Source organism: Streptococcus sp. 29892 (assembly GCF_032594935.1).
GTDB lineage: Bacteria > Bacillota > Bacilli > Lactobacillales > Streptococcaceae > Streptococcus > Streptococcus hyiners.
On the sequence record NZ_CP118734.1, the window covers coordinates 68,380 to 87,500 of the forward strand.

At 41.9% G+C, this 19,121-nt stretch carries 26 protein-coding genes, 1 tRNA gene, 2 rRNA genes and 1 pseudogene (1 of these 30 running past the window's edge); 29 read left to right on the forward strand and 1 reads right to left on the reverse strand.

The annotated features are described in order from the left end of the window. Positions 1-14: 14 nt before the first annotated feature. The 25 genes from rplB to rplQ all read left to right on the forward strand — a co-directional run bounded on the left by rplB (position 15) and on the right by rplQ (position 12,666). Complete coding sequence (gene rplB / locus PW220_RS00410) at positions 15-848, forward strand: 50S ribosomal protein L2 (protein ID WP_002936663.1); 834 nt, start codon at positions 15-17, stop codon at positions 846-848. 101 nt (positions 849-949) lie between these two features. Then, positions 950-1,231 carry a 30S ribosomal protein S19 gene (rpsS, locus tag PW220_RS00415; RefSeq protein WP_000533766.1) on the forward strand — a complete coding sequence of 94 codons (282 nt, stop codon included), beginning with the start codon at positions 950-952 and terminating at the stop codon, positions 1,229-1,231. A 17-nt stretch (positions 1,232-1,248) separates the two neighbouring features. Continuing rightward, positions 1,249-1,593 carry a 50S ribosomal protein L22 gene (gene rplV, locus PW220_RS00420; RefSeq protein WP_002936662.1) on the forward strand — a complete coding sequence of 115 codons (345 nt, stop codon included), beginning with the start codon at positions 1,249-1,251 and terminating at the stop codon, positions 1,591-1,593. Positions 1,594-1,605: 12 nt separating this feature from the next. Next, complete coding sequence (rpsC, locus tag PW220_RS00425; protein ID WP_044689746.1) at positions 1,606-2,259, forward strand: 30S ribosomal protein S3; 654 nt, start codon at positions 1,606-1,608, stop codon at positions 2,257-2,259. Positions 2,260-2,262: 3 nt separating this feature from the next. Further along, entirely contained in the window at positions 2,263-2,676 is a 414-nt protein-coding gene (gene rplP / locus PW220_RS00430) for a 50S ribosomal protein L16 (protein WP_002936660.1), read from the forward strand. Between the two features lie 9 nt (positions 2,677-2,685). Continuing rightward, positions 2,686-2,892: a 50S ribosomal protein L29 gene (gene rpmC / locus PW220_RS00435; protein ID WP_002936659.1), complete on the forward strand. Its 207-nt coding sequence runs from the start codon at positions 2,686-2,688 to the stop codon at positions 2,890-2,892. 23 nt (positions 2,893-2,915) lie between these two features. Further along, positions 2,916-3,176 (forward strand): 30S ribosomal protein S17, encoded by a 261-nt coding sequence (rpsQ, locus tag PW220_RS00440; protein ID WP_000440801.1) that lies wholly within the window; start codon positions 2,916-2,918, stop codon positions 3,174-3,176. Positions 3,177-3,200: 24 nt separating this feature from the next. After that, positions 3,201-3,569, forward strand: a complete 369-nt coding sequence (rplN, locus tag PW220_RS00445; RefSeq protein ID WP_002936658.1) for a 50S ribosomal protein L14 — start codon at positions 3,201-3,203, stop codon at positions 3,567-3,569. A 182-nt stretch (positions 3,570-3,751) separates the two neighbouring features. Then, complete coding sequence (gene rplX / locus PW220_RS00450; RefSeq protein ID WP_014637292.1) at positions 3,752-4,057, forward strand: 50S ribosomal protein L24; 306 nt, start codon at positions 3,752-3,754, stop codon at positions 4,055-4,057. A 23-nt stretch (positions 4,058-4,080) separates the two neighbouring features. Further along, positions 4,081-4,623 (forward strand): 50S ribosomal protein L5, encoded by a 543-nt coding sequence (gene rplE, locus PW220_RS00455; RefSeq protein ID WP_002936653.1) that lies wholly within the window; start codon positions 4,081-4,083, stop codon positions 4,621-4,623. Between the two features lie 14 nt (positions 4,624-4,637). Continuing rightward, positions 4,638-4,823, forward strand: a complete 186-nt coding sequence (locus PW220_RS00460) for a type Z 30S ribosomal protein S14 (protein WP_002936651.1) — start codon at positions 4,638-4,640, stop codon at positions 4,821-4,823. A gap of 189 nt (positions 4,824-5,012) precedes the next feature. After that, positions 5,013-5,411, forward strand: a complete 399-nt coding sequence (rpsH, locus tag PW220_RS00465; protein ID WP_002936647.1) for a 30S ribosomal protein S8 — start codon at positions 5,013-5,015, stop codon at positions 5,409-5,411. A 281-nt stretch (positions 5,412-5,692) separates the two neighbouring features. Further along, positions 5,693-6,229, forward strand: coding sequence for a 50S ribosomal protein L6 (gene rplF, locus PW220_RS00470; protein WP_172091334.1), 537 nt, complete (start codon positions 5,693-5,695; stop codon positions 6,227-6,229). 88 nt (positions 6,230-6,317) lie between these two features. Next, a complete protein-coding gene (rplR, locus tag PW220_RS00475) occupies positions 6,318-6,674 on the forward strand; it encodes a 50S ribosomal protein L18 (protein ID WP_002936641.1) in 357 nt (118 codons plus the stop codon). 18 nt (positions 6,675-6,692) lie between these two features. Continuing rightward, positions 6,693-7,187: a 30S ribosomal protein S5 gene (rpsE, locus tag PW220_RS00480; protein WP_002936639.1), complete on the forward strand. Its 495-nt coding sequence runs from the start codon at positions 6,693-6,695 to the stop codon at positions 7,185-7,187. Positions 7,188-7,201: 14 nt separating this feature from the next. Next, entirely contained in the window at positions 7,202-7,384 is a 183-nt protein-coding gene (gene rpmD / locus PW220_RS00485) for a 50S ribosomal protein L30 (protein WP_002936638.1), read from the forward strand. 130 nt (positions 7,385-7,514) lie between these two features. Beyond that, on the forward strand, positions 7,515-7,955 hold the full coding sequence (gene rplO / locus PW220_RS00490; protein ID WP_002936637.1) for a 50S ribosomal protein L15: 441 nt from the start codon (positions 7,515-7,517) through the stop codon (positions 7,953-7,955). 13 nt (positions 7,956-7,968) lie between these two features. Next, complete coding sequence (gene secY / locus PW220_RS00495; protein ID WP_172050312.1) at positions 7,969-9,279, forward strand: preprotein translocase subunit SecY; 1,311 nt, start codon at positions 7,969-7,971, stop codon at positions 9,277-9,279. Positions 9,280-9,372: 93 nt separating this feature from the next. Beyond that, positions 9,373-10,014: an adenylate kinase gene (locus tag PW220_RS00500; RefSeq protein ID WP_105125508.1), complete on the forward strand. Its 642-nt coding sequence runs from the start codon at positions 9,373-9,375 to the stop codon at positions 10,012-10,014. Positions 10,015-10,136: 122 nt separating this feature from the next. Further along, complete coding sequence (gene infA / locus PW220_RS00505; RefSeq protein WP_002936627.1) at positions 10,137-10,355, forward strand: translation initiation factor IF-1; 219 nt, start codon at positions 10,137-10,139, stop codon at positions 10,353-10,355. 24 nt (positions 10,356-10,379) lie between these two features. Next, positions 10,380-10,496 (forward strand): 50S ribosomal protein L36, encoded by a 117-nt coding sequence (gene rpmJ, locus PW220_RS00510; protein ID WP_001808836.1) that lies wholly within the window; start codon positions 10,380-10,382, stop codon positions 10,494-10,496. A gap of 19 nt (positions 10,497-10,515) precedes the next feature. Next, positions 10,516-10,881: a 30S ribosomal protein S13 gene (gene rpsM / locus PW220_RS00515; protein WP_099832346.1), complete on the forward strand. Its 366-nt coding sequence runs from the start codon at positions 10,516-10,518 to the stop codon at positions 10,879-10,881. Between the two features lie 17 nt (positions 10,882-10,898). After that, entirely contained in the window at positions 10,899-11,282 is a 384-nt protein-coding gene (gene rpsK, locus PW220_RS00520) for a 30S ribosomal protein S11 (RefSeq protein WP_004195509.1), read from the forward strand. A 44-nt stretch (positions 11,283-11,326) separates the two neighbouring features. Then, positions 11,327-12,265, forward strand: coding sequence for a DNA-directed RNA polymerase subunit alpha (locus tag PW220_RS00525; RefSeq protein WP_105118192.1), 939 nt, complete (start codon positions 11,327-11,329; stop codon positions 12,263-12,265). Positions 12,266-12,279: 14 nt separating this feature from the next. Further along, the gene (gene rplQ / locus PW220_RS00530; RefSeq protein WP_024532345.1) at positions 12,280-12,666 is read left to right on the forward strand and encodes a 50S ribosomal protein L17; all 387 of its coding nucleotides are present in this window, start codon (positions 12,280-12,282) and stop codon (positions 12,664-12,666) included. 230 nt (positions 12,667-12,896) lie between these two features. Here rplQ and PW220_RS00535 read toward each other — a convergent pair whose 3' ends face one another. Next, entirely contained in the window at positions 12,897-14,153 is a 1,257-nt protein-coding gene (locus PW220_RS00535; protein ID WP_192873108.1) for an ISL3 family transposase, read from the reverse strand. Between the two features lie 148 nt (positions 14,154-14,301). On the opposite strand from PW220_RS00535, the pseudogene PW220_RS00540 reads away from it, so the two are divergent. The 4 genes and pseudogenes from PW220_RS00540 to PW220_RS00555 all read left to right on the forward strand — a co-directional run. Next, positions 14,302-15,560, forward strand: a pseudogene (locus PW220_RS00540) (glutamate--cysteine ligase family protein). Positions 15,561-15,978: 418 nt separating this feature from the next. Further along, a 16S ribosomal RNA gene (locus PW220_RS00545) occupies positions 15,979-17,535 on the forward strand. A 52-nt stretch (positions 17,536-17,587) separates the two neighbouring features. Further along, positions 17,588-17,660: transfer RNA gene (locus PW220_RS00550), tRNA-Ala, on the forward strand. A gap of 166 nt (positions 17,661-17,826) precedes the next feature. Next, positions 17,827-19,121: ribosomal RNA gene (locus PW220_RS00555) — 23S ribosomal RNA — on the forward strand (it continues 1,608 nt past the right edge of the window). Together the 16S and 23S rRNA genes with 1 tRNA gene alongside form the textbook arrangement of a ribosomal RNA operon.

Sequence of the window (19,121 nt, forward strand, 5' to 3'; positions counted from 1 at the left end):
AAGGAGGAATTAACGTGGGTATTAAAGTTTATAAACCAACGACAAATGGCCGTCGTAACATGACTTCTTTGGACTTCGCTGAAATCACAACAAGCACTCCAGAAAAAAGCTTGCTTGTTGCTTTGAAGAGCAAAGCTGGTCGTAACAACAACGGTCGCATCACTGTTCGTCACCAAGGTGGCGGTCACAAACGTTTCTACCGTTTGGTAGACTTCAAACGTAACAAAGATGGCGTTGAAGCAATCGTTAAAACTATCGAGTACGATCCAAACCGTTCAGCAAACATCGCTCTTGTACACTACACAGACGGTGTTAAAGCTTACATCATTGCACCTAAAGGTCTTGAAGTTGGTCAACGCATCGTTTCAGGTCCAGAAGCAGATATCAAAGTTGGTAACGCACTTCCACTTGCAAACATCCCAGTCGGTACTGTTGTTCACAACATCGAGTTGAAACCAGGTCGCGGTGGTGAGTTGGTTCGTGCTGCTGGTGCATCTGCACAGGTTCTTGGTCAAGAAGGTAAATACGTTCTTGTTCGCCTTCAATCAGGTGAAGTTCGGATGATCCTTGGTACTTGCCGTGCTACTGTTGGTACTGTAGGTAACGAACAACATGGCCTTGTTAACCTTGGTAAAGCAGGTCGTAGCCGTTGGAAAGGTATCCGTCCAACAGTTCGCGGTTCTGTAATGAACCCTAACGATCACCCACACGGTGGTGGTGAAGGTAAAGCACCAGTTGGTCGTAAAGCACCATCTACACCATGGGGTAAACCAGCTCTTGGTTTGAAAACTCGTAACAAGAAAGCTAAATCTGACAAACTTATCGTTCGTCGTCGCAACCAAAAATAATCTATTCTTAGTTGCATAGCATTCTATATCATCCGCCAACTCGGTAGCCCGCAAAGCGGGCAAGCCGCTGTGGTACATATTTTAAAGGAGAAAACACTAAAATGGGACGTAGTCTTAAAAAAGGACCTTTCGTCGATGAGCATTTGATGAAAAAAGTTGAAGCTCAAGCAAACGACGAAAAGAAAAAAGTAATTAAAACTTGGTCACGTCGTTCAACGATCTTCCCAAGTTTCATCGGTTATACAATCGCAGTTTACGATGGACGTAAACACGTACCTGTATACATTCAAGAAGACATGGTAGGTCACAAACTTGGTGAATTTGCACCAACTCGTACTTACAAAGGTCATGCTGCTGACGACAAGAAAACTCGTCGTAAATAATTTAGGAGGAAAACACAATGGCAGAAATTACTTCAGCTAAAGCAACTGCTCGCACAGTACGTGTTTCACCTCGTAAATCACGTCTTGTCTTGGATAACATCCGTGGCAAAAGCGTAGCAGACGCAATCGCAATCTTGAAATTCACACCAAACAAAGCTGCAGGCATTATCGAGGGAGTTTTGAACTCAGCAATCGCTAACGCTGAAAACAACTTTGGTTTGGAAAAAGCTAACTTGGTAGTCAGCGAAGCATTCGCAAACGAAGGACCAACGTTGAAACGTTTCCGTCCACGTGCGAAAGGTTCTGCTTCACCAATCAACAAACGCACAGCTCACATCACTGTAGTTGTGGCAGAGAAATAAGGAGGTAAAAACGTGGGTCAAAAAGTACATCCAATTGGTATGCGTGTTGGCATCATCCGTGATTGGGATGCTAAATGGTATGCTGAAAAAGAATACGCGGATTACCTTCATGAAGATCTTGCAATCCGCAACTTTATCAAAAAAGAATTGGCTGATGCGTCAACATCAACAATCGAAATCGAACGTGCTGTAAACAAAGTTATCGTTTCTATCCACACTGCTAAACCAGGTATGGTTATCGGTAAAGCTGGTAGCAACGTTGATGCACTTCGTGCTCAATTGAACAAATTGACTGGTAAGCAAGTACACATCAACATCATCGAAATCAAACAACCTGATTTGGATGCACACCTTGTTGGTGAGTCAATCGCTCGTCAATTGGAGCAACGTGTGGCATTCCGCCGTGCTCAAAAACAAGCTATCCAACGTGCAATGCGCGCTGGTGCAAAAGGTATCAAAACACAAGTTTCTGGTCGTTTGAACGGTGCTGATATTGCCCGTGCAGAAGGCTACTCAGAAGGAACTGTTCCTCTTCATACACTTCGTGCGGATATCGACTACGCTTGGGAAGAAGCTTTGACAACTTACGGTAAACTTGGTATTAAAGTATGGATCTACCGTGGTGAAGTTCTTCCAGCTCGTAAAAACACTAAAGGAGGTAAATAACAAATGTTAGTACCTAAACGTGTAAAACACCGTCGTGAATTCCGTGGAAAAATGCGCGGTGAAGCTAAAGGTGGAAAACAAGTAGACTTTGGTCAATACGGTCTTCAAGCAACTACTAGCTCATGGATTACAAACCGCCAAATCGAAGCTGCCCGTATCGCTATGACGCGTTACATGAAACGTGGTGGTAAAGTTTGGATTAAGATCTTCCCACACAAATCATACACTGCTAAAGCTATCGGTGTACGTATGGGTTCTGGTAAAGGTGCTCCTGAAGGTTGGGTAGCTCCAGTTAAACGCGGTAAGGTTATGTTTGAAGTAGCTGGCGTTTCTGAAGAAATCGCACGTGAAGCATTCCGCCTTGCTGGTCACAAATTGCCAGTTAAAGTTAAATTCGTAAAACGTGAAGCAGAATAAGGAGAAGACATGAAACTTCAAGAAATTAAAGATTTTGTAAAAGAACTTCGTGGCCTTTCTCAAGAAGAACTTGCTAAGAAAGAAAACGAATTGAAGAAAGAACTCTTCGAACTTCGTTTCCAAGCTGCTGCTGGTCAACTTGAGCAAACTGCTCGTTTGAACGAAGTGAAGAAACAAATTGCACGTATCAAAACTGTGCAATCTGAAACTAAATAATAGATTGGGAAAGGAGAATTTCAATGGAACGCAATAATCGTAAAGTTCTTGTTGGACGCGTAGTATCTGACAAAATGGACAAAACAATCACAGTTGTAGTTGAAACAAAACGTAACCACCCAGTCTATGGTAAACGTATTAACTACTCTAAAAAGTACAAAGCTCATGATGAAAACAATGTTGCTAAAGAAGGCGATATCGTTCGTATCATGGAAACTCGCCCACTTTCAGCTACAAAACGTTTCCGTCTTGTAGAAGTTGTGGAAGAGGCAGTTATCATTTAATCAACCTGAAAGGAGAAAATTGACATGATTCAAACAGAAACTCGTTTGAAAGTTGCTGACAACAGTGGCGCACGTGAAATCTTGACAATCAAAGTTCTTGGTGGTTCAGGACGTAAATTCGCGAACATCGGCGACATCATCGTTGCTTCAGTAAAACAAGCTACTCCTGGTGGTGCGGTTAAAAAAGGTGACGTTGTTAAAGCCGTTATCGTTCGTACTAAGACAGGTGCTCGTCGTGCTGATGGTTCATACATCAAATTCGATGAGAATGCTGCAGTTATCATCCGTGAAGATAAAAACCCTCGCGGAACTCGTATCTTTGGCCCAGTGGCACGCGAATTGCGTGATGGCGGTTTCATGAAAATCGTTTCATTGGCACCAGAAGTACTTTAATCAGATAGTTTTAGGAAATTTGTCACAGACTAGGCAGTTTGTTGCAGATAGTACTTGGGTACATCAAAACAAACTAACGAAGTCTGTGACGGATTTAGTAAACTAGAAAACAAACTAAGTCCCCTGGTTAAATTACTAACCAGGGTGCCCATTAGGGCGTAAGAAATCATAGGAGAAATCAAATGTTTGTAAAAAAAGGCGATAAAGTTCGCGTAATCGCTGGTAAAGACAAAGGCGTTGAAGCTCTTGTCGTAACAGCACTTCCAAAAGTAAACAAAGTTATTGTTGAAGGTGTTAACATCGTTAAGAAACACCAAAAACCAAACAGCGAAAACCCTCAAGGTGCTATCGTTGAAAAAGAAGCTCCAATCCATGTGTCAAACGTTCAAGTTCTTGACAAAAATGGTGTTGCAGGACGCGTTGGTTACAAGTTTGTAGATGGCAAAAAAGTTCGCTACAACAAAAAATCAGGCGAAGTGCTTGATTAATCACGAAGGAAAGGAGAAGTATAATGGCAAATCGTTTAAAAGAAAAATATCTTAATGAAGTAGTTCCTGCTTTGACTGAACAATTTAACTATTCTTCAGTTATGGCTGTGCCAAAAGTTGATAAGATCGTTTTGAACATGGGTGTTGGTGACGCTGTTTCTAACGCTAAAAACCTTGAGAAAGCTGCTCAAGAATTGGCTTTGATCTCAGGTCAAAAACCACTTATCACTAAAGCTAAGAAATCAATCGCCGGCTTCCGTCTTCGTGAGGGTGTTGCGATCGGTGCGAAAGTAACTCTTCGTGGCGAACGTATGTATGAGTTCTTGGACAAATTGGTTACAGTTTCACTTCCACGTGTACGTGACTTCCACGGTGTACCAACTAAGTCATTCGACGGACGTGGTAACTACACACTTGGTGTGAAAGAGCAATTGATCTTCCCAGAAATCAACTTCGACGATGTTGATAAAACTCGCGGTATGGATATCGTTATCGTTACAACTGCTAACACTGACGAAGAATCACGTGCATTGCTTACTGGCCTTGGTATGCCGTTTGCAAAATAAGAGGGAGAGAATAAATGGCTAAAAAATCAATGATCGCTAAGAACAAACGCCCAGCTAAGTTCTCTACACAAGCTTACACACGCTGTGAAAAATGTGGACGTCCACACTCAGTTTACCGCAAATTCAAATTGTGCCGTGTATGCTTCCGCGACTTGGCTTACCTTGGACAAATTCCTGGCGTAACAAAAGCTTCTTGGTAAGAATAACTTGCTATTCCGTTGCAATTCGTCGTCAGCACTTCTTGCCGTACGCTAGTGCTGCCTGCAAAGTGTTTCCTAGACTTGTATAGGACTAGCAACTTATTCTATATACACATATCACTTGTCCGTAAGGACATCATTAACTAGCAAGTGATTTAATCAAACTGCTAGTAAGAGGAGAAACAACAAATGGTTATGACTGACCCAATTGCAGATTTTTTGACACGTATTCGTAACGCTAACCAAGCAAAACACGAAGTGCTTGAAGTTCCTGCATCAAACATCAAAAAAGGTATTGCTACAATCCTTAAAAACGAAGGTTTTGTAAAAAACGTAGAATTCATCGAAGATGACAAACAAGGCATCATCCGCGTATTCTTGAAATACGGACCAAACGGTGAAAAAGTTATCACTAACTTGAAACGCGTTTCAAAACCAGGTCTTCGTGTTTACTCAAAACGTGAAGATATTCCAAAAGTTCTTAACGGACTTGGTATCGCAATCATCTCAACATCAGAAGGTCTTTTGACTGACAAACAAGCTCGTCAAAAGAACGTTGGTGGTGAGGTTATCGCATACGTTTGGTAATCTTTTAGCTTCCAATTTCGTCATGTGCCTGTGTTAGAGCGTCTTGACATACTCAAGTATGGTTTGCGTCGCTCTGCCTTGCCACATTTAGAAATTGAAACCTAAAAGCATGATATAAACGTGAGAGGACCAGTTCTTCGTGCGTGTTCAAATCAGACTTACTGATTATTTAGTATCATGTAACCTGCTCAATCGAACACGGGCTATTGTCCGTGTTTAAATGAGCCCCCGTGAAAACTGGTCGCTTGACGGCCTGATAATTTAACAGGAGAATTAAAAATATGTCACGTATTGGTAATAAAGTAATTACATTGCCTGCTGGTGTTGAGCTTGCTCAAAACAACGGCTTGGTAACTGTAAAAGGACCTAAAGGGGAATTGACTCGTGAATTCCCAACTGCTATTGAAATCCGTGTGGAAGGTACAGAAGTTACTCTTCACCGTCCAAACGATTCAAAAGAAATGAAGACTATTCACGGTACTAGCCGTGCTAACCTCAACAACATGGTTGTTGGTGTTTCTGAAGGCTTCAAAAAAGAACTTGAAATGCGTGGTGTCGGTTACCGTGCTCAATTGGCTGGTAACAAATTGACACTTGCTGTTGGTAAATCACACCCAGATGAAGTGGTTGCACCAGAAGGTATCACATTTGAAGTTCCAACACCAACACAAATCATCGTGTCTGGTATCAACAAAGAAGTTGTTGGTCAAACAGCAGCTTACATCCGTAGCCTTCGCGCTCCTGAGCCGTACAAAGGTAAAGGTATCCGCTACGTTGGTGAATTCGTTCGCCGTAAAGAAGGTAAAACAGGTAAATAATAGCTTGCTGAGGTGGCTGAGCCACCTGGCTGACTATTTCTCAAATTGTTTCGCAAGAAACAGAATCATACATTAAGAGGTGAATATTGTGATTTCAAAACCAGATAAAAACAAAATCCGCCAAAAACGCCACCGTCGCGTTCGCGGTAAAATCTCTGGAACTGCTGCTCGCCCACGTTTGAACATTTTCCGTTCTAATACAGGCATCTACGCTCAAGTGATTGATGACGTAGCGGGTGTAACGCTCGCAAGCGCTTCTACTCTTGATAAAGAAGTTTCAAAAGGTACTAAGACAGAACAAGCTGTTGTTGTAGGTAAACTCGTTGCTGAACGCGCGGTAGCTAAAGGTATTTCTGAAGTGGTCTTTGACCGCGGTGGATATCTCTATCACGGACGTGTGAAAGCTTTGGCTGAATCAGCTCGTGAAAACGGATTGAAATTCTAATAGGGAGGACACTAAGAAATGGCATTCAAAGATAACGCAGTTGAAATTGAAGAACGCGTAGTAGCCATCAACCGTGTTACAAAAGTTGTTAAAGGTGGACGTCGTCTTCGTTTCGCAGCTCTTGTGGTTGTTGGTGACCGTAACGGTCGCGTAGGTTTCGGTACTGGTAAAGCTCAAGAAGTACCAGAAGCTATCCGTAAAGCAGTTGAATCTGCTAAGAAAAACATGATTGAAGTACCAATGGTTGGTACAACAATTCCTCACGAAGTTCGTTCAGAATTTGGAGGAGCTCGTGTATTGTTGAAACCTGCTTCAGAAGGTTCTGGGGTTGCTGCCGGTGGTGCAACTCGTGCCGTAATCGAATTGGCAGGTATCGCAGATGTGACTTCTAAGTCACTTGGTTCAAACACACCAATCAACATCGTTCGCGCAACAGTTGAAGGTTTGAAACAATTGAAACGTGCTGAAGAAGTCGCTGCACTTCGTGGCATCTCAGTTTCTGATTTAGCATAAGAAAGGAGATACTCATGGCTCAAATTAAAATCACTTTGACTAAGTCTCCAATCGGTCGCAAACCAGAACAACGTAAAACAGTTGTTGCACTTGGACTTGGTAAATTGAACTCTTCAGTTGTTAAAGAAGATAACCCAGCTATCCTTGGTATGGTTAACGCTATCTCTCACTTGGTAACTGTAGAAGAAGTTAAGTAAAATAACAAATGGCTAAGTCGCATAGAAAATTCTTTGCGACTTCTAGTCAATTTAATAAAATAAGCGAGTTTGTGGATAAAGACTCTTGTATTCCACAGGCGCTAGCATATAAAAGAGGAGAAAATAAGTAATGAAACTTCATGAATTGCAACCTGCTACAGGTTCTCGTAAAGTCCGCAACCGTGTAGGTCGTGGTACATCATCAGGTAACGGTAAAACTTCTGGCCGTGGTCAAAAAGGTCAAAAAGCTCGTAGCGGTGGCGGTGTTCGTCCAGGTTTTGAGGGTGGACAAACTCCATTGTTCCGTCGTCTTCCAAAACGTGGATTTACAAACATCAACGCTAAAGAATACGCAATCGTTAACCTTGATCAATTGAACGCTTTTGAAGATGGTGCTGAAGTAACACCAGTTGTACTTATCGAAGCTGGTATTGTTAAAGCTGAAAAATCAGGTATCAAAATCCTTGGTAACGGCGAATTGACGAAGAAATTGACAGTTAAGGCTGCTAAATTCTCTAAATCAGCTGAAGAAGCAATCACTTCTAAAGGTGGCTCAGTAGAAGTCATCTAAGAGGTGACAGCCTATGTTTTTTAAACTTTTAAAGGATGCCTTGAAAATAAAATTGGTGCGTAGTAAAATTCTATTTACCATTTTTATCCTTTTGGTTTTCCGAATCGGTACTCATATTACAGTGCCAGGAGTAAATGCAAAAAGTCTTGAAGCCTTGTCAAATGTGCCATTTTTGAACATGTTGAGTCTGGTTTCTGGTAATGCAATGCGAAATTTTTCGGTCTTTGCGCTAGGGGTTAGCCCATATATTACAGCTTCTATCATTGTTCAACTCTTACAAATGGATATCTTACCCAAATTTGTAGAATGGGGAAAACAGGGTGAAGTTGGTCGACGGAAGTTAAATCAAGCGACTCGATACATCTCTTTGGTGTTGGCGTTTGTTCAGTCTATCGGTATCACAGCAGGTTTCAATGCTCTATCAGGTGCAAAATTAACAAATATGCCACTTAACTGGCAAACTTATTTGTTAATTGGTTCCATTTTAACAACTGGTTCAGTTATTGTTACTTGGTTAGGAGAACAAATTTCTGAAAAAGGCTACGGTAATGGGACATCAATGATTATCTTTGCAGGTATCATTTCATCCTTGCCAGGAACTTTTTATGAGATTTACATCGACCGTTTTGTTAATATTGAATCGAGTCGTCTGGGACAATCTGCGATTTTTGTTGCAGCATTGATTGTCTTGATACTTTTTGTGATTTACTTTACGACATTTGTACAACAAGCTGAGTATAAACTACCAATTCAATACACAAAACGTGCTCAAGGTGCGCCTTCTAGTTCTTACTTGCCCCTAAAATTGAATCCAGCAGGAGTTATTCCCGTTATCTTTGCAGGTTCCATTACTGCAGTTCCAACTTCTTTGATTCAATATTTTGCAAGTCAGAATAGAAGTGCAGGTTGGTTAATGGCAGTTCAAGAATACTTTGATTATTCAACTGTCAAAGGAATGATTGTTTACGCAAGTTTGATTATCTTGTTTACTTTCTTCTATACATTCGTTCAGGTTAATCCTGAAAAAACTGCAGAAAGTTTACAAAAGAGTGCTGCCTATATCCACGGCGTACGGCCTGGAAATGGGACAGAGCAATTCTTGTCTAAATTGCTGAAGCGATTAGCTGCGATTGGCGCACTATTCTTAAGCTTTATCGCCTTGCTACCAATTCTTGCACAAAATCTCTTTGGGCTTTCTTCGAATATTGCTTTCTTGGGTACAAGTTTGATCATCTTGATTTCAACAAGTATCGAAGGTATTAAGCAGTTGGAAGGCTACCTTCTAAAGAGAAAATATGTAGGTTTCTTGGAAATTACAGAATAGAATATAGGTTGACCTCGTCAACCTTCTATTTTGTTTTTAGATAAGTTTGTCAATGTTGGCAAATTTATGTGAAAACAAAATAAGGAGTTTGTCATGAATCTTTTAATTATGGGTTTACCAGGTGCTGGTAAGGGGACACAGGCAGCTAAGATTGTAGAGAAATTTAATGTTGCTCATATTTCTACTGGCGATATGTTCCGCGCAGCGATGGCGAATCAGACTGAGATGGGGGTTTTGGCTAAGTCTTATATTGACAAGGGCGATTTAGTACCAGATGAAGTTACTAATGGCATTGTCAAAGAGCGCTTGGTTCAAGATGATATTAAAGAAAAAGGTTTCTTGTTGGACGGTTACCCACGTACTATCGAACAAGCCCATGCACTAGATGCAAACTTGGCGGATTTGGGTATTGAATTGCAAGGAGTAATCAACATTGATATTGATCCATCAAAATTGATTGAGCGTCTAAGTGGCCGCATCATTCATAAGGAAACAGGTGAAACCTTCCACAAGGTATTCAATCCACCAGTTGGGGATTACAAAGAGGAAGATTTCTACCAACGTGAAGATGATAAGCCAGAATCTGTTAAACGCCGTTTAGAAGTAAACATTGCACAAGGTCAACCGATTATCGAACACTATCGTGCCAAAGGATTGGTGCATGATATTGAAGGTGACCAAGACATCGAACTTGTTTTCCAAGCAATTGATACTGTGCTATCAAAATTGCAATAAACTTAATAGATTTGGCTTGCATTTTTCCACCAAAAGTGATAAAATAGCCTAGTCTGACTTATAATTGTTACCTCTGTGTTCAGAGGGCATCAAATCGATATTTAGAGAGGGGTTACTTTTGCATGGCAAAAGAAGATGTGATTGAAATTGAAGGCAAAGTAGTTGATACAATGCCGAATGCTATGTTTACTGTTGAGTTGGAAAATGGACACCAAGTCCTTGCAACTGTTTCTGGTAAAATCCGTAAGAACTACATTCGTATTTTGGTCGGTGACCGCGTAACTGTTGAGCTTAGTCCATACGACTTGACACGTGGACGTATCACATACCGCTTTAAATAGTCGAAATACTTGGAGGGATTAGACATGAAAGTAAGACCATCGGTCAAACCAATTTGCGAATACTGCAAAGTCATTCGTCGTAATGGTCGTGTTATGGTGATTTGCCCAGCAAACCCTAAACACAAGCAACGTCAAGGTTAAGAAATAGAAAGGAGAAAACATGGCTCGTATTGCTGGAGTTGACATTCCAAATGACAAACGTGTAGTTATTTCATTGACTTATGTTTATGGTATCGGTCTCGCAACTTCTAAGAAAATTCTTGCAGCAGCAGGTATTTCAGAAGATGTTCGCGTAAAAGATTTGACACCGGATCAAGAAGACGCTATTCGTCGCGAAGTTGATGCAATCAAAGTTGAAGGTGACCTTCGTCGTGAAGTTAACTTGAACATCAAACGTTTGATGGAAATCGGTTCATACCGTGGTATCCGTCACCGTCGTGGACTTCCTGTCCGTGGACAAAACACTAAAAACAATGCCCGCACTCGTAAAGGTAAAGCTGTTGCGATCGCAGGTAAGAAAAAATAAAATAGGAGGTAGAAAAATTGGCTAAACCAACACGTAAACGTCGTGTGAAAAAGAATATCGAATCTGGTATTGCACATATTCACGCAACATTTAATAACACTATTGTTATGATTACTGATGTGCATGGTAACGCTATTGCTTGGTCATCAGCTGGTGCTCTTGGTTTCAAAGGTTCTCGTAAATCTACACCATTCGCGGCTCAAATGGCTTCAGAAGCTGCTGCTAAATCTGCACAAGAACACGGTCTTAAAACAGTTGAAGTTACCGTTAAAGGCCCAGGTTCAGGTCGTGAGTCTGCTATCCGCGCTCTTGCTGCCGCTGGTCTTGAAGTAACAGCAATTCGTGATGTGACTCCTGTACCACACAATGGTGCTCGTCCTCCAAAACGTCGCCGTGTATAATCATACATACCATACACAGCTTTTCGTTTAAGAGGGAGTAAGAAATGATTGAGTTTGAAAAACCAACAATAACAAAAATTGATGAAAAAAAAGATTACGGCAGATTTGTCATCGAACCGCTAGAACGTGGTTATGGAACAACTCTTGGTAACTCTCTTCGTCGTGTACTTCTTGCTTCACTTCCAGGTGCTGCAGTAACATCAATTAAAATTGATGGCGTACTCCACGAATTCGACACAGTTCCAGGTGTCCGTGAAGATGTTATGCAAATTATTCTTAGCATCAAAGGCATTGCTGTAAAATCTTATGTCGAAGACGAAAAGACGATTGAACTTGATGTAGTAGGTCCAGCTGAAGTAACAGCAGGGGATATTCTTACTGACAGTGACATTGAAATTATTAACCCAGATCATTATCTTTTCACTATTGCTGAAGGCGCAAGCTTCAGAGCTACCTTGACTGTTAATTCGGGTCGTGGTTATGTGCCAGCTGAAGGTAATAAAAAAGATGATGCACCAGTGGGAACACTTGCGGTGGATTCAATCTATACGCCGGTGACAAAAGTCAACTATCAGGTTGAACCAGCTCGCGTTGGTAGCAATGATGGATTTGACAAATTAACACTTGAAATCAATACAAATGGTACAATTATTCCAGAAGATGCTTTAGGTCTTTCAGCTCGTATTTTGATGGAGCACCTTGGTCTATTTACAGATTTGACTGAAGTTGCTAAATCTGCAGAAGTAATGAAGGAAACTGAAGTAACGTCTGACGACCGTATGCTTGATCGTACGATTGAGGAATTGGACCTATCGGTTCGCTCATACAACTGTTTAAAACGTGCAGGCATCAATACTGTATTTGATTTGACAGAAAAAACTGAGCCAGAAATGATGAAAGTGCGCAATCTTGGTCGTAAGAGTCTTGAAGAAGTCAAGGTTAAATTGGCTGACTTAGGTCTAGGATTGAAGAAAGATAAATAATATAGGAGGAAATCATGGCATACCGTAAACTAGGACGCACTAGCTCACAACGTAAAGCAATGTTGCGCGATTTGACAACTGACCTTTTGATCAACGAATCAATCGTTACAACTGAAGCTCGTGCTAAAGAAATCCGTAAAACAGTTGAAAAAATGATCACACTTGGTAAACGTGGTGACTTGCACGCACGTCGTCAAGCTGCTGCATTTGTTCGTAACGAAATCGCATCTGAAAACTATGATGAAGCAACTGATAAGTACACAGCTACTACAGCTCTTCAAAAATTGTTCTCTGAGATTGCACCTCGTTATGCAGAACGCAATGGTGGATATACTCGTATCCTCAAAACTGAACCACGTCGTGGTGATGCTGCCCCAATGGCAATTATCGAACTTGTATAAGATCATCAATTTTGTTGAGTGTTATGATGATGGGATTTGTTTCAAATCCTTAGTCTAGCTCTGGTCTACCGCTGGGTTCATCCCAGCGGTAACACTCATCATATTGATTGGACGCTTGTTTACGAAATTACTCTAATGTAGAATAATTTCGTAAGCAGGCGTTTTATTTTTGCATAAAATTTGATATACTTTAAAGGGCTCTTTGTCAACTGTAGTGGGTAGATGAAAAGCTAACACCTAGAGAGGACGAAATTCGTTCTCTCTTTCTTTATGTTCAAAGCAATCAAAATGCGTTTTCTAAAGTTTTCAAAGTTCCTAAAACCAAAGGCATTTCTCTTAATGACTTTGATGAGATTGTTGGTAGCTTCCAGTTTGGCATTGGAATAAGGCAATTCCATGGCGTTTAAAACCTTGTCTTTATCCTTTAGAAATGTCTTAAATACCGTCTGGAAAATAGGATTAACAGAGGCTATTTCCTGTTCGATGAGACTGAAGAAATGATCTGAATTTTTCTCTTGGAAATGGAACAAGAGAAATTGATAGAGTTCATAGTGCTGTCGGAGCTCATCTGAGTAGGATAGGAGTTTTTCTAGAATTTCCTTGTTGGTTAAATGCATCCGAAACATAGGGCGATAAAATCGTTTATCGCTGAGTTTACGACTATCCTGTTGTATCAATTTCCAGTAGCGTTTCAAGGCTCGGTATTCCTGCGATTTTCTATCAAGTTGGTTCATAATTTGAATACGGACACGGTTCATAGCACGACTAAGGTGTTGCACGATATGAAAGCGGTCGAGTACAATCTTGGCGTTTGGAAATAGTTGTCTAGCCAATTTGTAGTAGGGACTAAACATATCCATGGTAATGACTTTGACCCGATTTCTAACCTTTCTAGGATAGCGCAGAAAGTGGTTTCGAATGGTTGCTTGAGTTCTTCCGTCCAGAATGGTTATGACATTCAGGGAGTTGAAATCTTGTGCGATAAAGCTCATCTTCCCCTTCTTGAAGGCATACTCGTCCCAGGACATGACTTCTGGAAGCTTGTTCCAATCCGTTTCAAACTTGAACTCATTTAGTTTTCGAATAACTGATGATGTTGAGATGGATAGCCTGTGTGCGATATGTGTCATTGCTTGATTTTCGATGAGTAATTGAGCGATCTTCTGGTTAACTGCGACAGCGATTTGGTGGTTCTTCTTGACAAGAGGAGTTTCAGCGACCGCTATTTTCCCACATTCCTTGCACTTGAAACGACGCTTTCTAAGGCGGATAAGTAAGGGATAGCCAGCAGTTTCTAGGTAGGGAATTTTGGAGGCCTTCTGGAAGTCGTATTTTGCCATTTGTCCCTTGCATTTTGGGCATTTAGGGGCTGTGTAATCCAAGTGACCGTGGAGTTCTAAGTGAGTTCCCAGGTCATATTCATTAGAGATAGTAATATTTTTGTCTTTAATTCTGAGAAAATTTGTGATAAGATTTAGTTGTTCCATATGAACCCTTTCTAATGAGTTGTTTAGTCGCTTTTCATTATAGGTCATATGGGACTTTTTTCTACACTCCAAAAGGCTCCACAATCTCCATGGTGGTTTTACCCACTACAGAAATTATAGAGCCCTTTAAAGAACGAATGGAGGATACATGGCTGAAATTACTAACTTCTTTAAAGAACACTATCTTTCCAAAATGAAGGATGATCCAGAATTATTTATTGGCATTGAACTTGAATATCCAATTGTCAATAAAAATGGAGAACAGACATCAATAAAAGTTGCTAAAGATTTAATGGTCTATCTTTCGGAAAAAAAGAGTTTAATGTAGAGAAGCTTGATGAGGATGGGTGCCCGATAGAAATCGTTGGTATGGAAGGTGATTTGATTCTCTTTGAAGTAACTTATAATACACTTGAGTTTGCATTTGCAAAGGCAAGATACATTCAGGATGTAGAAAAGCGTTTCGGAGTATATTTTGACCAAATTCAGCGTTTTTTAGGCTTGTACCATCATGAATTGCAGGGAGTGGGAATCAATCCAAATTGGAAACTAAATGACCACAGACCAGTAGCTACAGATCGTTATAAGATGCTTATGGCTTATTTAAGATTGGCTGAAAATCACCCTCATATGCATCCCTATGTGGATTATGCGGGTTTTATTTGTGGCAACCAGGTTCAATTTGATGTATCACGTGAAAACTATCTACGGGTTATAAATGGATTTAATAAGATTGAAGCTGTCAAGGCCTTCCTTTTTGCGAATTCTGAATTTGCCGAGCGTGAAGATTGGACAATAAGTCGAGATTATTTTTGGGAATCCTCTATGCATGGTTTGATAGAGGATAATGTCGGGGTATATCCAGAGGATTTCAATACAGAAACAGATTACCTTGAGTTTCAGAAAAAAACGGCCATCTTCTATATTGAACGTGATGCAAAATGTTATTACTTCCCCCCTATCACTGTAGAAGACTTTCTAAGAATGAAAAAAATAACTGCTATGACTACCTCTGGTCAGTCACACGAAATTGTTCCAACTACTAGCGATTTGAAAACACATCGTTCGTATCATTACCAGGAATTGACCAAAAGAGGCACAATTGAATTCAGAAGTATCTGTACACAACCATTTGATAAGACATTTGCACCGATTGCCTTTCAATTAGGGTTGCTTGTAAATTTAGAAAAATTTGAAAAAATACTAGAAGAAACAGACTTCTTTGACCGTTTTGGAAGAGATTACAAGCATCTTCGTAAACAATTCTCAGTAAAACACCTTACGAAAATAGAACGAGAAATCGTAGGGCAATTATCCAGAGAATTAGTGACATGTGCGACAGAAGGTCTGAAAGTCAGAGCTATGGGGGAAGAAAAATACTTATTATCTTTACAGGATAACAACTGATAATCTTTTTAGGTTATCAGTTTTCATTATTTCATCAAAAAATCTACAAAAAGAGTTGACAACAGGAAATGAAGATGATAGAATGATTGAGTTGTCTTTTAGAGAACCTGTTAACCGTTTGAAAAAAGTTTCAAAAAGTAGTTGACAAGGTCAAATGAAGATGATAGAATAATTGAGTTGTCAAATCTGAGCCGCAACACTGAAAAAAAGAAATAAAAAAAGTTTCAAAAAAGTGTTGACAAGCAGTTGAAGAAATGATAAACTAAGATAGTTGTCGCGCAAGAGCGATAAGAACAAGACCTTTGAAAATTAAAGAAGACGAACCAAACGTGCAGGGTGATTTATCTAAGGATAGATCGTCAATGAACAAAAACAATAAAACGGAAAGCTAGTGATAGCTTGAGTTTGAATCAAAACTTTTAATGAGAGTTTGATCCTGGCTCAGGACGAACGCTGGCGGCGTGCCTAATACATGCAAGTGGAACGCACTTATTTCACCGGAGCTTGCTCCACCGAGATAAGTGAGTCGCGAACGGGTGAGTAACGCGTAGGTAACCTGCCTCATAGCGGGGGATAACTATTGGAAACGATAGCTAATACCGCATAACAGTATTTATCGCATGGTAGATACTTGAAAGGAGCAACTGCTTCACTATGAGATGGACCTGCGTTGTATTAGCTAGTTGGTGGGGTAACGGCTCACCAAGGCCTCGATACATAGCCGACCTGAGAGGGTGATCGGCCACACTGGGACTGAGACACGGCCCAGACTCCTACGGGAGGCAGCAGTAGGGAATCTTCGGCAATGGGGGCAACCCTGACCGAGCAACGCCGCGTGAGTGAAGAAGGTTTTCGGATCGTAAAGCTCTGTTGTAAGAGAAGAACTGTGAGAAGAGTGGAAAGTTTCTCACTTGACGGTATCTTACCAGAAAGGGACGGCTAACTACGTGCCAGCAGCCGCGGTAATACGTAGGTCCCGAGCGTTGTCCGGATTTATTGGGCGTAAAGCGAGCGCAGGCGGTTTGATAAGTCTGAAGTAAAAGGCTGTGGCTTAACCATAGTACGCTTTGGAAACTGTCAAACTTGAGTGCAGAAGGGGAGAGTGGAATTCCATGTGTAGCGGTGAAATGCGTAGATATATGGAGGAACACCGGTGGCGAAAGCGGCTCTCTGGTCTGTAACTGACGCTGAGGCTCGAAAGCGTGGGGAGCGAACAGGATTAGATACCCTGGTAGTCCACGCCGTAAACGATGAGTGCTAGGTGTTGGGTCCTTTCCGGGACTCAGTGCCGCAGCTAACGCATTAAGCACTCCGCCTGGGGAGTACGACCGCAAGGTTGAAACTCAAAGGAATTGACGGGGGCCCGCACAAGCGGTGGAGCATGTGGTTTAATTCGAAGCAACGCGAAGAACCTTACCAGGTCTTGACATCCCAGTGACCGCCCTAGAGATAGGGTTTCTCTTCGGAGCACTGGTGACAGGTGGTGCATGGTTGTCGTCAGCTCGTGTCGTGAGATGTTGGGTTAAGTCCCGCAACGAGCGCAACCCCTATTGTTAGTTGCCATCATTCAGTTGGGCACTCTAGCGAGACTGCCGGTAATAAACCGGAGGAAGGTGGGGATGACGTCAAATCATCATGCCCCTTATGACCTGGGCTACACACGTGCTACAATGGCTGGTACAACGAGTCGCAAGTCGGTGACGACAAGCTAATCTCTTAAAGCCAGTCTCAGTTCGGATTGTAGGCTGCAACTCGCCTACATGAAGTCGGAATCGCTAGTAATCGCGGATCAGCACGCCGCGGTGAATACGTTCCCGGGCCTTGTACACACCGCCCGTCACACCACGAGAGTTTGTAACACCCGAAGTCGGTGAGGTAACCTTTTAGGAGCCAGCCGCCTAAGGTGGGATAGATGATTGGGGTGAAGTCGTAACAAGGTAGCCGTATCGGAAGGTGCGGCTGGATCACCTCCTTTCTAAGGAAACGGAACCTGTACGTTAATCTTCTTTAATTTTGAGAGGTCTTGTGGGGCCTTAGCTCAGCTGGGAGAGCGCCTGCTTTGCACGCAGGAGGTCAGCGGTTCGATCCCGCTAGGCTCCATTAACAACGGAAGTTGTTAAGGAATTGTCCATTGAAAATTGAATATCTATCAAACATTCCTGATGTATCTGCAAGGATACATTAAGAAATAGTAACAAGAAAATAAACCGAAAACGCTGTGAATATTTAATGAGTTTTCTAATTTTTGAAAAAATTAGGTTAATAAGGTTAAGTTAATAAGGGCGCACGGTGGATGCCTTGGCACTAGAAGCCGATGAAGGACGTGACTAACGACGAAATGCCTTGGGGAGCTGTAAGTAAGCAATGATCCAGGGGTGTCCGAATGGGGGAACCCGGCAGGTAATGCCTGTCACTCACTACTGTTAAGGTAGTGTAGAGGAAGACGCAGTGAACTGAAACATCTAAGTAGCTGCAGGAAGAGAAAGCAAAAGCGATTGCCTTAGTAGCGGCGAGCGAAACGGCAGGAGGGCAAACCGAAGAGTTTACTCTTCGGGGTTGTAGGACTGCAATGTGGACTTAAAGAGTATAGAAGAACTACCTGGGAAGGTAGGCCAAAGAGAGTAATAGCCTCGTATTTGAAATAGTCTTTATACCTAGCAGTATCCTGAGTACGGCGAGACACGCGAAATCTCGTCGGAATCCGGGAGGACCATCTCCCAACCCTAAATACTCTCTAGTGACCGATAGTGAACCAGTACCGTGAGGGAAAGGTGAAAAGTACCCCGGAAGGGGAGTGAAATAGAACCTGAAACCGTGTGCCTACAACAAGTTCGAGCCCGTTAATGGGTGAGAGCGTGCCTTTTGTAGAATGAACCGGCGAGTTACGTTATGATGCGAGGTTAAGTTGAAGAGACGGAGCCGTAGGGAAACCGAGTCTGAATAGGGCGCATTAGTATCATGACGTAGACCCGAAACCATGTGACCTACCCATGAGCAGGTTGAAGGTGCGGTAAGACGCACTGGAGGACCGAACCAGGGCACGTTGAAAAGTGCTTGGATGACTTGTGGGTAGCGGAGAAATTCCAAACGAACTTGGAGATAGCTGGTTCTCTCCGAAATAGCTTTAGGGCTAGCGTCGACATTAAGAATCTTGGAGGTAGAGCACTGTTTGGATGAGGGGGCCATCTCGGTTTACTGATTTCAGATAAACTCCGAATGCCAAAGATTTATGGTCGGCAGTCAGACTGCGAGTGCTAAGATCCGTAGTCGAAAGGGAAACAGCCCAGACCACCAGCTAAGGTCCCAAAATAATTGTTAAGTGGAAAAGGATGTGGGGTTGCACAGACAACTAGGATGTTAGCTTAGAAGCAGCTATTCATTCAAAGAGTGCGTAATAGCTCACTAGTCGAGTGACCCTGCGCCGAAAATGTACCGGGGCTAAAACAATTTACCGAAGCTGTGGATAACACTTAGGTGTTATGGTAGGAGAGCGTTCTATGTGTGAAGAAGGTATACCGTGAGGAGTGCTGGAACGCATAGAAGTGAGAATGCCGGTATGAG

Coding starts and splice junctions, on each gene's coding strand:
- secY (WP_172050312.1), top strand. CDS start 7,969: ATGTTTTTTAAACTTTTAAAGGATGCCTTGAAAATAAAATTGGTGCGT.
- rplE (WP_002936653.1), top strand. CDS start 4,081: ATGGCAAATCGTTTAAAAGAAAAATATCTTAATGAAGTAGTTCCTGCT.
- rpmC (WP_002936659.1), top strand. CDS start 2,686: ATGAAACTTCAAGAAATTAAAGATTTTGTAAAAGAACTTCGTGGCCTT.
- rpsH (WP_002936647.1), top strand. CDS start 5,013: ATGGTTATGACTGACCCAATTGCAGATTTTTTGACACGTATTCGTAAC.
- rplQ (WP_024532345.1), top strand. CDS start 12,280: ATGGCATACCGTAAACTAGGACGCACTAGCTCACAACGTAAAGCAATG.
- rpmD (WP_002936638.1), top strand. CDS start 7,202: ATGGCTCAAATTAAAATCACTTTGACTAAGTCTCCAATCGGTCGCAAA.
- rpmJ (WP_001808836.1), top strand. CDS start 10,380: ATGAAAGTAAGACCATCGGTCAAACCAATTTGCGAATACTGCAAAGTC.
- rplO (WP_002936637.1), top strand. CDS start 7,515: ATGAAACTTCATGAATTGCAACCTGCTACAGGTTCTCGTAAAGTCCGC.
- rplP (WP_002936660.1), top strand. CDS start 2,263: ATGTTAGTACCTAAACGTGTAAAACACCGTCGTGAATTCCGTGGAAAA.
- rplX (WP_014637292.1), top strand. CDS start 3,752: ATGTTTGTAAAAAAAGGCGATAAAGTTCGCGTAATCGCTGGTAAAGAC.
- rplN (WP_002936658.1), top strand. CDS start 3,201: ATGATTCAAACAGAAACTCGTTTGAAAGTTGCTGACAACAGTGGCGCA.
- PW220_RS00535 (WP_192873108.1), bottom strand. CDS start 14,153: ATGGAACAACTAAATCTTATCACAAATTTTCTCAGAATTAAAGACAAA.
- rplV (WP_002936662.1), top strand. CDS start 1,249: ATGGCAGAAATTACTTCAGCTAAAGCAACTGCTCGCACAGTACGTGTT.
- rpsS (WP_000533766.1), top strand. CDS start 950: ATGGGACGTAGTCTTAAAAAAGGACCTTTCGTCGATGAGCATTTGATG.
- PW220_RS00500 (WP_105125508.1), top strand. CDS start 9,373: ATGAATCTTTTAATTATGGGTTTACCAGGTGCTGGTAAGGGGACACAG.
- infA (WP_002936627.1), top strand. CDS start 10,137: ATGGCAAAAGAAGATGTGATTGAAATTGAAGGCAAAGTAGTTGATACA.
- PW220_RS00460 (WP_002936651.1), top strand. CDS start 4,638: ATGGCTAAAAAATCAATGATCGCTAAGAACAAACGCCCAGCTAAGTTC.
- rpsM (WP_099832346.1), top strand. CDS start 10,516: ATGGCTCGTATTGCTGGAGTTGACATTCCAAATGACAAACGTGTAGTT.
- PW220_RS00525 (WP_105118192.1), top strand. CDS start 11,327: ATGATTGAGTTTGAAAAACCAACAATAACAAAAATTGATGAAAAAAAA.
- rpsQ (WP_000440801.1), top strand. CDS start 2,916: ATGGAACGCAATAATCGTAAAGTTCTTGTTGGACGCGTAGTATCTGAC.
- rpsE (WP_002936639.1), top strand. CDS start 6,693: ATGGCATTCAAAGATAACGCAGTTGAAATTGAAGAACGCGTAGTAGCC.
- rplF (WP_172091334.1), top strand. CDS start 5,693: ATGTCACGTATTGGTAATAAAGTAATTACATTGCCTGCTGGTGTTGAG.